Here is a 15,035-nt window from a genome sequence, read left to right as displayed (position 1 = left end):
GGGTGCGACTCTGGAGCGGCCGTCCCTGAAGCGACTGCTTGCCGATATCGAGGCCAACCGGATCGATACGGTGGTGGTCTATAAGGTGGATCGATTGACCCGTTCGCTCGGCGACTTCGCCAAGATCGTCGAGGTGTTCGACCGGCAAGGCGTCTCGTTTGTCTCGGTCACCCAGCAGTTCAACACCACCTCATCCATGGGCCGCCTCACCCTCAACATGTTGCTGTCTTTCGCCCAGTTCGAGCGAGAGGTCACCGGCGAGCGCATCCGCGACAAGATCGCCGCCTCGAAGAAGAAGGGCATGTGGATGGGCGGCAACGTTGCTCTTGGTTACGACGTGAAAGACCGGAAACTGGTGATCAACGAGGCTGAGGCCGAAACGGTCCGGCATATCTACCGGCGCTATGCCGCGCTCGGCTCCGTCCTCGCGCTTGCGGACGAACTCGACCGCGACGGCATCAGGAGCAAAATCCGGCTCGACCGGTTCGGCCGGACCATGGGCGGCAAGCCGCTGGCCCGCGGCGTGCTCTATTTGCTGCTGCAGAACCGCCTCTATCGCGGCGAGATTGTCCACAAGGAGGCAAGCTATCCCGGCCAGCACGACGCCATCGTCGAAGAGGCTCTGTGGAACGAGGTGCAGCGCCAGCTTGCGGAAAACCGCATCGACCGGGCGACCGGCACTCAGGCTGCGCAGCCGAGCCTTCTGGCGGGCCTGATTTACGACGATTCCGGCGCGCGCATGATTCCGAGCCATGCCAATAAGAAGGGAACCCGCTACCGCTATTACGTCTCGCAAGGGCTCATCAAGGGATCCCGACGCGATGCGCCACACGGTCGCCGTGTGCCGGCCGGCGACCTCGAAGCTCTCGTCGAGGAGCGCCTGCGGCAGTTTCTGACGAACGAGACCGATCTGTACGGCGCGATCGAGCCGCGCGTCGCCGACGTGAACGAGCGTACCGACTTCATCGCCCGCGCCGCAGATCTTGCCAAACGATGGCCCAAGATCGAACCGCCCGAGAGGCGCGCCATCCTCACGACCCTTGTCGACCGGATCGAGCTGGCGCGCGAGACGCTTGAGGTCCGGATACTGCCCGGCCGGCTGCTCTCGATCCTGCTCGACGACAATGATCGTCGATACCGGATACAACCGAACGAAGACAACGAACCGAGCATCACGTTGTCAGTCCCGGCCCGGCTCAAGCGCGCCGGCATCGAGATCAGGCTCCTAATCGACGGCGCCGGTGGCGGCGCGCGGCGCAAACCCGACCACAGCTTGTGCCGGGCGCTCGCCCAGGCCCGCCAGTACCACGCGATGGTGATGCGCAACGGCGGAAAGACAATGGCGGAGCTTGCCGCCGAAGCCGGCGTCGGCGGGTCCTACTTCTCCCGCATCCTGCGGCTCAGCTTCCTCGCCCCGGAGATCACGAAAGCCATACTCCGTGATCGGCATCCCATCGAGCTGACCGCGAAGCGCCTCGCGAACGAGGTCCGACTCCCCATCGCCTGGCAAGACCAGCACGCCCTCCTCGGAACCGGCTGACCGCCGGTCCCGACCACGGCAAGGCCACCCTCCGTCGCCGATCCGGCACGGGGCGACGTTTTCCCGGTTCTGCTAAGCGGCCATGTGGCCGACCACCCGCGATCATCGCGGGTTTTGTTGTACCACCAACAACGGCGTAAGAGACTTTCGCGATATCAATGGTGGGTTTGCCGCACCAGGACGGTCTCACGAAGCCGCCACGAAGCCCGACGACGCCGTAACCGACGGAAATGACGCCGGTATTTGGGCTGTCTAAAAAGGAAAAAAGACATTATATATCAATGACTTAAGTGCTGGCGGAGGGAGAGGGATTCGAACCCTCGATACAGCTTTACACCGTATAACGGTTTAGCAAACCGTCGCCTTCGACCACTCGGCCACCCCTCCTAGGAACGTCCGTTGCACGGCGATGCACCTTATCTAATTGTGCGTTGGCGGACTGTCAACGCGGGCGCCGGTGCGGGCCGGAAAGCAGGCCGGTAGGAGTCCCGAAACGCGCCTTGGCCGACGCTTACGCGGTCTTGCCTATTTCTTCGCCCAGCGTTGCACCGGTGAGGCGCGCTAGTTCCGCGAGGCTCGTGGCGAAGACGCAATAGGGGTGGCCGGCGGCGGCGTAGACCGTCTCAAATCGACCGAGGCTGGTGTCGATCGCCATCGGCAGGTCACGCTCATGTGCCACTGGCGCGACGCCGCCGATGGCAAAACCGGTGGCATCGCGCACCATATCCGCGTCGGCACGTTTGGCCTGGCCTTCGAGGCCAAGCACCGTAGCGAGCGCCTTGGTGTCGCACTGCCGGTCGCCGGCGACCAGCGCCATCACTGGCTGGCCGGCGACCGCGAAGACCAGGGATTTGACGATACTGCCGAGCTCGGTGCCGATACTGTCGGCGGCGTCCTGGGCGCTCCGTGCCGTCTCGTTGAGTTCGATCACTTCAGCCGGCGATCCCGCTTCGGCCAGCCAGGCGCGTACGCGCAGGACGGAAGGGTGCTGCAAGTTAGACATGGCCGCGGCTAATCTTCGCCTTGCTCAGGAAAGGCGCCGGCCCAGATTGCGCCGACGCGTGGCACAGCACGGCCGCGCTTCACCGCCGGGCGCGCCCAGATGTCATCGAACCAGCGCCGAAGATGCGGGTAATTCGCCCACGCAATCTCGTGCCACTCGAAGCGTGAGACCCAGGGCCAGGTGGCAATATCAGCGACGCCATAGTCCGGTCCGGCGAGATATTCACTCGCCCCCAGACGGCTGTTCATGACCCCATAGAGGCGATGGGTCTCGCGCAGATAACGCGTCCGCGCATAGGCAATTTCGGGCTCCAATTTGGTCCTGAAGTGGTGCGTCTGACCGAACATCGGGCCGACATTCGCCATCTGAAACATGACCCACTGAATCTCTTCCATATGGCGGCGCGGATCAGTGGAAATAAACCGCCCGGCCTTGTTGGCGAGATAAATCAGGATGGCACCGGATTCAAACAGCGAGATCGGCGCGCCGTCCGGCCCGTCGGAATCGGTGATCGCCGGAATCTTATTGTTGGGGCAGAGCTTGAGAAACGCCGGATCGAACTGTTCGTCCGCGCCGATATTGATCTCATGTACCTGATAGTCCCAGCCAAGCTCCTCCAGCAGGATCGAGACCTTGAAGCCGTTCGGTGTCTGCCAGGTGTAGAGATCGATCACGCACGGCTCTCCTTGGGCATGATCTCGTCCCAGTTGCCGCAGCCGTCGCGTGCCGCCATACGTGCCTGCCAAGCGATGATCGCCGGCCATTCGGCGATGTCGATTTCGGCGTCAGCAACATAAGCAACGACGGTAAAGCATGCGACATCGGCAATTGTCGGCGACCCGCCAACGATGAATTCTCCGCCCGCCAAATGGGCATCAAGCACGCCCAGCGCATCGCGCGAGGCTTTTTGTAGCTGCTCGACAACCGCCGGCGCGCCGTTCTGAAATTTGATCTGGCTGCGTGCCCGCGTGATATTCCACAGCCTGTCGGCCTGCCAACACAGCCATTCGCGCACCCGAAGGCGCTCGTTTTCTGTACTGCCGTCCAGCGACGTAAACTGTTCGGCGAGATAAACCAAAATGACGTCCGACTGGCAGATTGTCTTGCCGGCGTGAACAATTACCGGCACTTGGGTGAACCGGTTCAAGCCCAAGAAGGCGGGTTCTTTATGCTCGCCTTTCATGAGGTCAACATGGTGATAGCTATGCGGGATGCCGCCCATGCTCAACATCAGGCCGACCTTGCAGGACGGGATGGAAATATAGTGCCCGTATAATTTTACCGATTTATCATTCACCGATGACCTCTCATTCTGCCGTTTGCCCGGCCGACGAAGCGTCTAAATAGGCCTGGTTTACACAATTGATCAGGCTGCCATCACGTAAATAGGCAGCCGCCGTCGCCGCTGCGCCCCCGCGAATCTCGGCAAAGGTTGTCTCGGAATAGAACGAGCAATGCGGCGTGATGCAGAGCCGCCCGCGCAGCCATTCCTCATCGGCAAGCCAGGCCGAAATCAGCGGATGGCTTTCCGGCGGCTCCTCGGGAAAGACGTCGAGCGCGGCGGCAGCAAGCGGGCCGTCGCGCAAGCCCCACTCCAACCCGTCGAGATCGACCAACCCGCCGCGGGCGCAATTGACGAAAATCGCGCCCGGCTTCATCGCAGCCACGCTGTCGCGATTGATCATATTGGAGGTTTCGTCGTTGAGCGGTGTGTGAATGCTCACCACATCGGCCCAGGCCAGCACCTCTTCAAGGCTGTGAAAGCGCCTGACGCCGAGGGAATTGTCGTGCCCGGTGGGAAGATAGGGGTCGTAATAGCCGGGTGTCATGCCGAAGCCCTTGGCGCGGAGCAGCACCCCGGTGCCGATCCGCCCGCAGCCGATGACGGCAAAATTCTGGTCGCGCACACGGCGCATCGCCGGCGCGCCGCCCCATTCCCAACCGGCCGCCATATCGGGCCGCAGCGAACGGTCATACGTCATCAGCCCGCGCATCAAGGCGAGCGACATGGCAAGCGTTGAGCTCATCACATCGGTGAAATCATAGGTCGGCACGTTGCACACTGGAATGCCGCGCGCACCGCAAGCCTCCAGACCCATGCGATCATATCCGATGCCGCAGCGCACAATGATGCGGCAATTTTTGAGCTTGGAAACCAGCGCCGCATCGACGATCACGTTCTGCCAGGCGAGGACGGCGTCACAGGCGGCCCAGGATTCATCGGCGACCTCTTCCGCCCGGGCGCAGCGATGAATTTCGATTTCTGCGGTGTCGCCGAGCGCCTCTTGCTCGACATCCGCGGCGCCCGGGAATTGGGCGTCTGGAATCAGGATTCTCATGTTTCGTCCTTTCCGGCCGCGGCCGCATCTTCACCGAACATCACGGCCCGTGCTTCATCATCGAATTCGGAGGGCGCCTTGCGCGTGTCAGCCAGCACGGCAAGGCCGCGTTGCACCGCAGGGCGTGCCAACAGGCGCTCGAACCACGCCCCTACATTGGCATAGGGTTCCAGAACCGTGGCTTGCTTGGCGTAATCGCGGGTCCAGCCGAAGAGCGCCATGTCGGCAATGGAATAGCCGCCAGCGATCCAATCCTGTCCCTCAAGCTGTGTGTCCATAACGCGCAGCAGGCGCGCCGCCTCGGTATTGTAGCGCTCGATCGCGTACGGCACCTGTTCGCTGGCATAGTGATTGAAATGATTTGCTTGGCCGAAAAACGGACCGACTCCGCCCATCTGAAACATCAACCATTGCAGCACGTCATATTTGCCGCGCGCGGTATCGGCAAAAAACTGCCCGGTCTTCTCGGCCAGATAAAGCATGATGGCGCCGGATTCGAACAGCGTGACCGGCGCCCCGTCGGCGCCATCGGAATCGACAAGCACCGGAATCTTGTTGTTCGGGTTGAGGGCGATAAACTCCGGCGTGTACTGCTCGCCCTTCAGGATATTCACCGGGATCACGGTGTAGTCGAGGCCCAGTTCCTCAAGCAGGATGGTGATCTTCCAGCCGTTCGGCGTCGGCCAATAATAGAGTTCAATCATCGCACTGCTGTCGCCGCTATCGCCGCTATCGCCGTCATATTTTCTGGCCGACGCCTAGCGCGCCGAAAATTGTTTGTCGCCGAACATGACCGAGCGTTGCTCTTCGGTAAATTCGCGCTTCTTGGCTTGCTCGTCTTTCATCACGTCGAGACCCCGACGCACCGCCGGGCGCTGGTACATGCGGTCGATCCATTTGGAAAGATGGGGGAAGTCTTCAAGCGTCTGACCCTGGTTTTTCCACACGCGCATCCATGAGAATAACGCCATATCGGCGATCGAATAATCACCGGCGACGTAGTCACGATCAGCCAGGCGCGTGTCGACCACCCGGTACAACCGCGTTGCCTCGCGGGTGTAACGATCGATCGCGTATTCCAATTTTTCCTCCGCATAATTGCGGAAATGGTGGCACTGGCCAAGCATCGGGCCGACATTGCCCATTTGGAAGAATAGCCATTGCAGCACGTCGACGCGCCCGCGTTCATCGGCGGGGATAAATCTTTTATGTTTCTCGGCATAGTGCAAGAGGATCGCGCCGGATTCGAAGATCGAGATCGGCTCGCCGTCGGCGCCGTCCGGATCAACAATAGCTGGCATTCTGTTGTTGGGAGCAATCTTGAGAAAATCGGGCGCGAACTGATCGCCCTCGATGATGTTGACCGGGATGATCTTATAGTCGAGCCCCAATTCCTCGAACAGGATGGTTATTTTCCAGCCATTCGGGGTCGGCCAATAGTAGAGATCAATCATCGTTTCCTCCTAAGCTCCACGGCGGCAGAATGGCGCGACGCCGCCGGGTTGGCAAGCTACCCGTTCCGTGGGAGCATTGCCCGGCTAATCAGGCGTCTTGCGCAGAGGTGAAGGAGCTAATGAACATGTCGGCAGGCGAGGTGAATGCGGATTTCTCAGAGCGTGTAAGGTGCGATACGGGCGCCATGGAGTGGCAACCAAGCCCCGTTGCCGGTGTGTGGCGCAAGCGCCTGGAATTGTCGGGCCCGGCAGAATCCGGACGCGTCACGTCTCTCGTGCGCTTCGACCCCGGCGCGCAATTTCCCACCCATGGCCATCCCGATGGCGAGGAAATATTAGTGCTCGACGGCACGTTCAGTGATGAAGACGGCGACTACCCCAAGGGTACGTTCCTGCTCAATCCGGACGGCTCGCACCACACGCCTTATTCCGCAGATGGCTGCCTGCTGTTCGTCAAACTGCGCCAATTCCCGGGCGCCGGACGCGCGCCGGTGCAGGTCGACACATTGAGCGCGCCGTGGAAGGGAACCGGAGTCTCCGGCATCAACCAATTGGCACTCCACCATGATAAAGCCAACGGCGAGAAGATCAGCCTTTACCGCCTGACGCCTGGCTGTGAAGTATCCGAGCACACGCATCCCGGCGGCGAAGAAATATTCATCCTGGAGGGCGGGCTAGAGGACCAATATGGACGCTACGCGCAGGGTTGCTGGGGACGCAGCCCCGCCGGCAGCCACCATTGGGCCAAATCCGAAACCGGCTGCCTGTTCTACGGCAAGCTCGGCCATCTGAGTTAACTGACCTACGATGACGCGCGAGAAGCCAATCTAGCGGCGCCACCAACCGGAGTGCGTTTGCATTTCGGCAAGCGCAACCGCGCGCCCGAGCTTATGCGAGGTAGCCCCCACGGAGTCAGCTGGAGCGGATGCGACCGCCCGGCGTCTGAGGGAACTGATAAATCCTACGCCAGCGCGTCAATGGCGGCGCTGGTCGAGATGACCGGGGCGTAGCAATCGTTGATCTGCGCCAGGGTCTGATCGTGCAACGGCTGGGTGGTGCCGCAAGCGTCACCGATCACCACCGGCATATAACCCATGTCACGCGCACTGCGTACCGCCATCTCGACGCACCAATCGGTGTGATAGCCGGAAATAAGAAGGGTGCGGGCGCCCCATTGCGCCAGCCAGCGCTCAATCGGCGTGCCGGTAAAAATGCTCCAGGCGGGATAGATCAGGGTGATGTCATCCGGCTGCATAATTGCCTTCACCTCCGGCACCAAATCCGCTTCCCACTCTTTCTGTGCGGCGTCGCCGGTATAGTCCTTGTTCCAATGGCCGTATTGCGCTGCGTCCATTTCGGTCAATGGCCGGCGCTCGCCGATGAAGCGGTCATAGCGTAGCCACAGAAACGGCATGGCGCGGCCGCGGCAGGCGGCGGCGAGGCGGAGGATATTGTGCAGCGATCCGCCCTGCTCGCGCGCGCCCTGCCAAATCTTCTCGGAGCTAAGCACACCCTTCGGATCGAGGATGCTGTTCTGTGCGTCTGTGTTGACGAAGGCGGCGGCGCCAGCAAACAGCGCTTTGAAATCCAAACCCCGCCACTGCGGGTGTAATTCAGGCAGCATTTTTTTACTATTCCTGCACTGGTCATGCACTGGTCATGCACTGGTCATGCACTGGTTTTTGAAAACCCAGCGCGAGCTTAGTGCATACTGTCAGCGATGACGATAAAGCGGAAATGCCAGAGGCCATGATTCAGCCGCGAAACATGCACCTGGGCCATTATGTGGCACTCTTTGCGGCGCTGGTGTTTGCCGTGGCGCCCCTGCTCTGGCTGCTATCGGTCAGCTTCAGGCCACTCTGGGAATTTTATGTTGTGCCCATACATTGGCTGCCGCAGGAGCCGACGCTGGAGAATTATCGCAACGTCTTTTACCCGTATATCGACCCGGCGGGCTGGCCACAAACCTCTTCCTGGCCCGCCCTCGTCACATCCGGTGTGGTTGCGGCCTCTGCGACATTTCTCTCGATTGTTGCCGGCCTCATGGCAGCTTTCGCCATCTCGCGGCATGGCGCCGGCGGGCCCAGGATGCTGCTCTATATTCTCTCCTTCCGCATGGCGCCGCCGATGGCGGTGGCCATTCCCGTGGTTGCGGTCATCACCACCGTCGGCCTGCGTGATAGTTTTTCTGGCCTGATCTTGGTCTACGCCGCCTACACCGTGCCGATCTCAACCTTGATGCTGAAAAGCTTCATCGATCAGGTGCCGGTGGAGATCGAGGAAGCGGCGATGATGGACGGCTTGTCGCGCTGGCACAGCTATTTCTTTGTCACCCTGCCACTCATGCGGAGCGGGTTGGCGGCGACAATTCTGTTCATTTTTATCATCTGCTGGGGTGAAGGCGCGCTGGCGCTGGCACTCACCGCCGGGCGCTGGGTCACCATTCCGGTGCAACTCGTCAACAAGGTTTACAGCCCGCATGTGCAGGGTGCGCTCGCCGTCCTCGCCTTGCCGCCACTGCTTATTCTCGGATTCTTAATCCAGCCGCATCTAAGCCGCGGCTTCACCTTCGGCGCGGTAAAAAATTAGAGCGTGCGCTCGCTCTCGGCGATTTCCATATCGTTGGACGAAATATCCTGCACCGACATCAGCCCGTCAGCGGCAAATTCCCAATGCTCGTTGCCGAAGCTGCGGTACCATTGGCCGGTATCGCGGTGGCGCCACTCACTGATGAAGCGCACCGAAATACGGTTGCCAAAGAATGACCACATCTCCTTCTTGAGGCGGTAGTCCTGCTGGATCGGCCAGCGCTCCAAGAGGAAGGGCAGAATCCCCGATCGCCCTTCCACGAAAATATCCTTATACCGCCATTTGGTATCTTCGGTGTAATCGCTGGGCACGACCTCGGCCACCCGCGCGTTCCAAATATCTTCAGCGTTCTGCACCATTTGCCGTGCGCTCGCTTCGGTAAATGGGGGTGTGATGCGTTCCGGCATTTTCGATACTCCTTGGCTTAGCCGTTAAGCTTTTTGTTCAACATGTCGTTGGCCATTTGCGGATTGACCTTGCCCTGACTGGCTTTCATCACCTGGCCGACGAACCAGCCCATCAGCTTGTCTCTGCCGCTCTTATATTCGGCCACCTTGTCCGGATTGTCGGCGATGATCTGATCGACCACGGCCTCGATGGCGCCGCTATCGCTGACTTGTTTGAGACCCTGCGCCGCGATGATGGCGGCCGCCTCGCCGCCGCTTTCGAACATGATCTCGAAGACTTCTTTAGCGATACGGCGCGACAGCGTTTTGTCGGCTACCCGGTCGACCAGGCCGCCAAGCTGGGCGGCGGAAACGGGTGACGCGGCGATCTCCAACCCGGCTGCGTTGAGCGCGGCGAAAAGCTCACCCATCACCCAATTGGCGGCCAGCTTGCCGTCGCGCCCGGCAGCCACCTGCTCGAAATATTCCGCGGTCTCCTTCTCGGCGACCAGCACGCCCGAATCATCGGCGCTGAGACCATACTCGGCGATAAAGCGCTGCTTCTTGGCATCCGGCAGCTCGGGAAGTTCGCGGCGCAATTGCTCGACCCAATCGGCGTCGAGTTCGAGCGGCAGCAGGTCCGGGTCGGGGAAATAGCGATAATCATGTGCCTCTTCTTTTGAGCGCATGTTGCGTGTCACACCTTGATTGGCATCAAACAGACGCGTCTGCTGATCGATCTTGCCGCCCTCTTCCAATATTTCGACCTGGCGCGACGCCTCATATTCAAGCGCCTTCATGACGAAGCGCACGGAATTGACGTTTTTGATCTCGCAGCGCGTGCCGAGCGGCGCGCCTGGGCGGCGGACCGAAACATTGACGTCGCAGCGCAGCGAGCCCTGCTCCATATTGCCGTCACAACTTCCGATACACCGCACGATCGAGCGGATCTTGCGGATATATGCGCCGGCTTCTTCAGGCGAGCGGATGTCGGGCTCAGAGACAATTTCCATCAGCGCCACGCCGGCACGGTTGAGATCGACAAAGGTGGCGTCGGCGCGCATATCGTGGATACTCTTGCCGGCATCCATCTCCAAATGAAGACGCGTAATGCCGATCAGCCGCGTCTCGCCATTCTCAAGATCGATTTCGATCTCGCCACGGCCGACGATGGGCTGGCTGAATTGCGATATCTGATAGCCCTGCGGCAGATCGGGATAGAAGTAATTCTTACGGTCAAAAACCGAATAAAGATTTATCTCAGCGCCCAGCGCCAGGCCGGTACGCACCGCCTGTTTCACGCATTCGCCGTTGATCACCGGCAGCATGCCCGGCATCGCTGCATCCACCAGCGAGACCTGGGTATTGGCCTCGGCACCGAAATCGGTCGGCGCGTCGGAAAAGAGCTTTGCGTGGCTCACCACTTGCGCGTGGATTTCCAGCCCAACGACCACTTCCCACTCGCCGCTCTCGCCCGCGATGCGGTAACTGCTCATGCCGCGCGTTCCGTGAGCCAAGCCGGCTTAGCGCTAAACGCAGCCGCCGTCTCCAAAAACTGCGCCGCGTTCAACATGCGCGCTTCGTCAAACGGCTGGCCGAGCAGCTGTAAGCCGAGCGGCAGGCCGTCATTGCTAAGGCCAGCCGGCACCGAAATGCCGGGCAGGCCCGCCATACTCGCCGGCACGGTAAAGACGTCGTTCAAATACATCGCAATGGGATCGTCCATTTTCTCGCCGATGGCGAAGGCCGGCGATGGCGCGGTCGGCGTCAGCACCACATCGACCTTTTCGAACGCAGTCTGAAAATCGCGCGCAATCAGAGTACGCAGTTTCTGCGCCTTCAAATAATAGGCGTCGTAATAGCCGGCCGAGAGCACGTAGGTGCCGATCATGATGCGGCGCTGCACTTCGGCGCCAAAGCCTTTTGCCCGCGTGCGCTCATACATATGCGTTAAATCGCTGTCCGCCTCGCGCAGGCCAAAGCGCACACCGTCATAGCGCGCCAAGTTGGACGAGCATTCCGCCGGCGCCACGATGTAATAGGTCGGCAGCGAATATTTCGTGTGCGGCAGGGATATATCGACGATCTCGGCGCCCGCCGCCCTGAACCACTCGGTGCCTTGGCGCCACAACGTCTCGATCTCCTCGGGCATGCCGTCGAGGCGATATTCGGCCGGCACACCGATGCGCAACCCTTTTACGTCGCCGTTCAGCGCCGCCGTGTAATTCGGCACCGGCACATTAACCGAGGTCGAATCCTTAGCATCATATCCGGCCATAGCGCGCAGCATCAGGGCGGCATCTTCGACGCTACGGGTAAGCGGCCCGGCCTGGTCGAGCGACGAGGCAAAGGCGATGAGACCCCAGCGCGAGCATCGGCCATAGGTGGGCTTGAGGCCGACGATGCCGCAAAATGCCGCCGGCTGGCGGATCGAACCACCGGTGTCGGTGCCGGTAGCACCGAGCGCTAGGTGCGCAGCCACCGCCGCCGCCGAGCCGCCCGAGGAGCCGCCCGGCACCAGCGGCTTGTCGTCGCTCTGTCGGCGCCATGGGTTGATGACATTGCCGTAATAGCTGGTGACGTTAGCCGAACCCATGGCAAATTCGTCCATGTTCGCCTTGCCCAGCATCACCGCGCCCTCGCGCCATAGATTCTCGGTGACGGTGGATTCATAAGGCGGCTCAAAGCCGTCCAAAATATGCGAACACGCAGTCGAGTGAACGCCGCGGGTGCAATAGAGATCCTTAATCGCAAGCGGCACGCCTTCCAACAGGCCGCCCTCGCCCGCTGCCAGTCGCTTGTCCGCGGCGTCCGCTCGGGCGCGCGCCAGGTCGAAGGTTTCGAACACGAGCGTGTTCAACTCGCGTGCGGCTTCGGCCGCGGCGATATGCGCGTCAGTCAGCTCGCGGGCCGAGAATTCTCGCGCGTCGAGGCCGGCGCGCGCGGCGGCGATCGTCAAATCGGTCAGTGCGCTCATTCGATCACCTTGGGGACGACGAAAAAGCCGTCTTCAGTATTCGGTGCATCGGCCAGCAAATCCTCGCGCGGCACGGCCGCTCCGGCCACATCGGCGCGCAGAGGCAGCTTCACCGCGACGACGCTGGTCATTGGTTCGACCCCCTCGGTATCTACTTCCGAAAGCTGCTCAACCCAAGTCATGATGGCGTTTAATTCGTCGGCCAAGCCATCGGTCGCGTCATCCGCGACTTCGATACGCGCCAATTTTGCGATGCGCAGCACGGTGGCCTTATCAATTGCCATGTGTCAGGGTACCCAAGCTGTAAAACACTGCGAAATAACTTTTGCGGGCGCCATTACCTTCAAGTTTTTCAAAGCCTTGGCTCCGCGAAAGGCGGCGAAGGTAACACCAGGCCGGGTGAACCGCAATATGACGCTCATGTCCCTCGACGAGTTGGCCGATAGGCTGCCGGCGATGTCCCGCTTGATCGGCCTTGATCCCGGCAGCAAGACAGTGGGCATGGCCTTATCAGATCTCTCACGCATGATTGCGAGCCCGGCGGAACAGCTCAAGCGCGGCAAATTTACCGATCTCGCAGCGCGTATTGAGACATTGATCAAGGCCGAGCACGTCGGCGGCATCGTTGTCGGCCTGCCCCTCAATATGGATGGCTCGACCGGACCAAGCGCCCAATCGGCGCGCCAATTCGCAGAAAATTTGGCGGAACGGCTGAATATACCGGTGGCACTGTGGGACGAGCGTCTATCGACGGCGGCGGTGGAGCGCACCTTGATCGAAGCCGATCTCTCGCGCCGCCGCCGCGCCGAATTGGTCGATAAACTCGCCGCCGCCTATATCCTGCAAGGCGCATTGGATTATCTGGCGCGTCGAGGCTAACTCTTAGCGGGTGCGGGTTCGCCGGATTCGGCGAGGACACCGCGCTGAATCACCAAAGTGGCGAGCACGACGATGACGATGCCAGGGATCGTCATCGCAGTTGGCAGGCCCCGGCCTAAGGCCCAGTCAAACACCAGGACGAAGGCCGGAATTAAATAAGAATAGGACTGCACGCGGGTCGCGCCGATCACCAGAGAGGTCGACTGAATCATGAAAAAGGTCAACATGGTCGGGCCGATGGCGAGCCATGCCAAGGCGCCCCAGACGCTGCCATCGATCGTCCCCCAGGGAACCTCGGCGAACTCAACATTGGCAACGGCCACAAAGAGGACGGTGACCATTACCATGATCCAAAAACTCATCACTGCCACCGGCTCACCGCGGTACAGCTTCGGAATTAGCGCAGCGTATAGGCCCATCGATATGCAGCCCGCAAAAAACAGGGCATCGCCCCTGTTCAGCTCAAGCGCGACTAGCCGTTCGGGATCGCCTCGAAATATCACCCAGAGCGTGCCCACCAAGCCGATTAGGAGCGCCGCAAAGCGGTAGCGCCCGAGGCGCTCGCGCATCAAAATCGCGCCGTAGATGGCGGTGAATCCCAGAATCGTCGTCGAAATGGCGCTGGTGTTGAGGGAATCGGTGTATTTCAAGCCTTCAAACATGGACCAAAAGAAAATAGTCGAGAGCAGGGATAGCAGGCCATAGCGCCACAGGCCGGAGAGCCCGGGCCAGCGTATGCCGTGGCGCCATAATATATAGGGTGTAAACAGAAGCGCCGCAGTGCCGAAGCGCAACGTCATCAAAACGCCGGCCGGCATGGAATCGGCAATTTCATCTCCGACGCTGAAAATCGTAGCGATGAAGAACATCCCCAAAACGGCAATAACATGCGCCGCCGTGATGCTCACCGGCTCGGTCCGATTTCGATCACACCGCGTTGGATGACCAGGCTGGCAATCAGCACGATGGCGACCCCGGGGAACGTCATCAGCGGCGGCAGGCCGCGTCCGATGGCCCAATCGACCAACAGCACAAACGCTGGAATGAAATAGGAATAGGCCAGAACGCGCGTCGGCCCAATGCGCGGTGTTGCGAACTGAAACATGAAAAATGAAATAACCGTGCTGACCACGGCGAGATAAACCACTGCGCCATAGACAGCCAACTCGGTTTCCGCCCACGGCGAAGAAGCCAAATCCTTGCCGGCAATGGCGAGGTAAAGGATGGCGCTGAACAACAACACCCAAAAGGTGGTGACGGCGGTCGGCTCGCCCGTGTGAAAGCGCTTGATAAAGACGCCATAGAGACCGAAAGCGACACAGCCGGCGAGAAAGATCAAATCCCCCTTGTTCACGGCGAGCGTAACCACGCGCTCCGGATCGCCGCGGAAAATAATCCACAACGCGCCCAGCAATCCGAGCGCCAAAGCGGCAACGCGATAACGCCCAAGGCGCTCGCCAGCGATGAAAAAAGCAAAGATACCGGAGAGCACGGGAACGGTCGTAAAGAGCGCGCTTGTATTGAGCGCGCTGGTGTGGCGCAGCGCCTCGAACATGCACCAGAAGAATATCACCACGGTCAGCGCTATCACCGCGTAGCGCCAGATGGCTCCCCATCGCGGCCAGGTCAGGCCGTGGCGGAAATGTACGTAAATTCCGATAATTATTGCCGCGAGCCCGAACCGCAGCAGCATCAGGACGCCCGGCTCGAAGGCGTTGGCAATCTCCTTGCCGACCGGAAAGGAGGTAGAAACCAACAGATTGGCGATCAGCGTGATGGCGTGTACGGCCATAACGCCGCCTGACGGCGCAGGGGGGGGATGAGGGTGATTATTCATGGACCCACGAAGATCGGTTATCCGGGCCGCT

Annotated in this window: 17 protein-coding genes and 1 tRNA gene; 4 read left to right on the top strand and 14 right to left on the bottom strand. The window is 60.5% G+C overall.

All coding sequences use genetic code 11. The features are described 5' to 3' along the window. Positions 1-1,540, top strand: a 1,540-nt coding sequence (locus tag O3A94_03050; protein MDA1355227.1) for a recombinase family protein, incomplete at its 5' end; no start/stop codon positions are given. 294 nt (positions 1,541-1,834) lie between these two features. Here the strand turns inward: O3A94_03050 and O3A94_03045 are convergent. From O3A94_03045 to O3A94_03015, 7 genes are all read right to left on the bottom strand, one after another. Further along, a tRNA-Ser gene (locus O3A94_03045) sits at positions 1,835-1,927 on the bottom strand. Positions 1,928-2,051: 124 nt separating this feature from the next. Continuing rightward, the gene (locus O3A94_03040; protein MDA1355226.1) at positions 2,052-2,543 is read right to left on the bottom strand and encodes a YbaK/EbsC family protein; all 492 of its coding nucleotides are present in this window, start codon (positions 2,541-2,543) and stop codon (positions 2,052-2,054) included. Between the two features lie 8 nt (positions 2,544-2,551). Beyond that, positions 2,552-3,217, bottom strand: coding sequence for a glutathione S-transferase N-terminal domain-containing protein (locus O3A94_03035; protein ID MDA1355225.1), 666 nt, complete (start codon positions 3,215-3,217; stop codon positions 2,552-2,554). Beyond that, positions 3,214-3,840, bottom strand: a complete 627-nt coding sequence (locus O3A94_03030; protein MDA1355224.1) for a glutathione S-transferase family protein — start codon at positions 3,838-3,840, stop codon at positions 3,214-3,216. The genes O3A94_03035 and O3A94_03030 overlap by 4 nt, the downstream gene beginning before the upstream one ends. A 10-nt stretch (positions 3,841-3,850) precedes the next feature. Then, positions 3,851-4,882 (bottom strand): C-terminal binding protein, encoded by a 1,032-nt coding sequence (locus tag O3A94_03025; GenBank protein ID MDA1355223.1) that lies wholly within the window; start codon positions 4,880-4,882, stop codon positions 3,851-3,853. Then, positions 4,879-5,586: a glutathione S-transferase N-terminal domain-containing protein gene (locus O3A94_03020; GenBank protein ID MDA1355222.1), complete on the bottom strand. Its 708-nt coding sequence runs from the start codon at positions 5,584-5,586 to the stop codon at positions 4,879-4,881. The genes O3A94_03025 and O3A94_03020 overlap by 4 nt, the downstream gene beginning before the upstream one ends. Positions 5,587-5,640: 54 nt before the next feature. Continuing rightward, positions 5,641-6,336 carry a glutathione binding-like protein gene (locus tag O3A94_03015; protein MDA1355221.1) on the bottom strand — a complete coding sequence of 232 codons (696 nt, stop codon included), beginning with the start codon at positions 6,334-6,336 and terminating at the stop codon, positions 5,641-5,643. Between the two features lie 125 nt (positions 6,337-6,461). On the opposite strand from O3A94_03015, the gene O3A94_03010 reads away from it, so the two are divergent. Then, a complete protein-coding gene (locus O3A94_03010) occupies positions 6,462-7,133 on the top strand; it encodes a cupin domain-containing protein (GenBank protein MDA1355220.1) in 672 nt (223 codons plus the stop codon). 164 nt (positions 7,134-7,297) lie between these two features. Here O3A94_03010 and O3A94_03005 read toward each other — a convergent pair whose 3' ends face one another. After that, a complete protein-coding gene (locus O3A94_03005; protein ID MDA1355219.1) occupies positions 7,298-7,960 on the bottom strand; it encodes a cysteine hydrolase in 663 nt (220 codons plus the stop codon). Positions 7,961-8,085: 125 nt separating this feature from the next. On the opposite strand from O3A94_03005, the gene O3A94_03000 reads away from it, so the two are divergent. Further along, positions 8,086-8,925: a carbohydrate ABC transporter permease gene (locus tag O3A94_03000; protein ID MDA1355218.1), complete on the top strand. Its 840-nt coding sequence runs from the start codon at positions 8,086-8,088 to the stop codon at positions 8,923-8,925. Here the strand turns inward: O3A94_03000 and O3A94_02995 are convergent. From O3A94_02995 to gatC, 4 genes are read right to left on the bottom strand one after another with little or no spacing between them, the layout of a single operon-like run. Continuing rightward, positions 8,922-9,332, bottom strand: coding sequence for a DUF1348 family protein (locus O3A94_02995; protein MDA1355217.1), 411 nt, complete (start codon positions 9,330-9,332; stop codon positions 8,922-8,924). The two genes, O3A94_03000 and O3A94_02995, sit on opposite strands and share 4 nt — an antisense overlap. 17 nt (positions 9,333-9,349) lie before the next feature. Next, on the bottom strand, positions 9,350-10,807 hold the full coding sequence (gene gatB, locus O3A94_02990; GenBank protein ID MDA1355216.1) for an Asp-tRNA(Asn)/Glu-tRNA(Gln) amidotransferase subunit GatB: 1,458 nt from the start codon (positions 10,805-10,807) through the stop codon (positions 9,350-9,352). Further along, complete coding sequence (gatA, locus tag O3A94_02985; protein MDA1355215.1) at positions 10,804-12,288, bottom strand: Asp-tRNA(Asn)/Glu-tRNA(Gln) amidotransferase subunit GatA; 1,485 nt, start codon at positions 12,286-12,288, stop codon at positions 10,804-10,806. Before gatA ends, gatB begins: the two co-directional genes overlap by 4 nt. Continuing rightward, on the bottom strand, positions 12,285-12,572 hold the full coding sequence (gene gatC / locus O3A94_02980; protein MDA1355214.1) for an Asp-tRNA(Asn)/Glu-tRNA(Gln) amidotransferase subunit GatC: 288 nt from the start codon (positions 12,570-12,572) through the stop codon (positions 12,285-12,287). The genes gatA and gatC overlap by 4 nt, the downstream gene beginning before the upstream one ends. 127 nt (positions 12,573-12,699) lie before the next feature. Here gatC and ruvX point away from each other — a divergent pair, with 127 nt between their 5' ends. Beyond that, positions 12,700-13,167 (top strand): Holliday junction resolvase RuvX, encoded by a 468-nt coding sequence (ruvX, locus tag O3A94_02975; GenBank protein ID MDA1355213.1) that lies wholly within the window; start codon positions 12,700-12,702, stop codon positions 13,165-13,167. Here the strand turns inward: ruvX and O3A94_02970 are convergent. Then, the gene (locus O3A94_02970; GenBank protein ID MDA1355212.1) at positions 13,164-14,075 is read right to left on the bottom strand and encodes a DMT family transporter; all 912 of its coding nucleotides are present in this window, start codon (positions 14,073-14,075) and stop codon (positions 13,164-13,166) included. The genes ruvX and O3A94_02970 overlap by 4 nt on opposite strands. Beyond that, positions 14,072-14,959: a DMT family transporter gene (locus O3A94_02965; GenBank protein MDA1355211.1), complete on the bottom strand. Its 888-nt coding sequence runs from the start codon at positions 14,957-14,959 to the stop codon at positions 14,072-14,074. Before O3A94_02965 ends, O3A94_02970 begins: the two co-directional genes overlap by 4 nt. Between the last annotated feature and the right edge of the window lie 76 nt (positions 14,960-15,035).

The sequence above is a fragment of the Pseudomonadota bacterium genome (assembly GCA_027624955.1).
Taxonomy (GTDB): Bacteria; Pseudomonadota; Alphaproteobacteria; order UBA828; family UBA828; genus PTKB01.
Note: the sequence above shows the minus strand (reverse complement) of the source record. Positions and strands in the feature narration are given on the sequence as shown.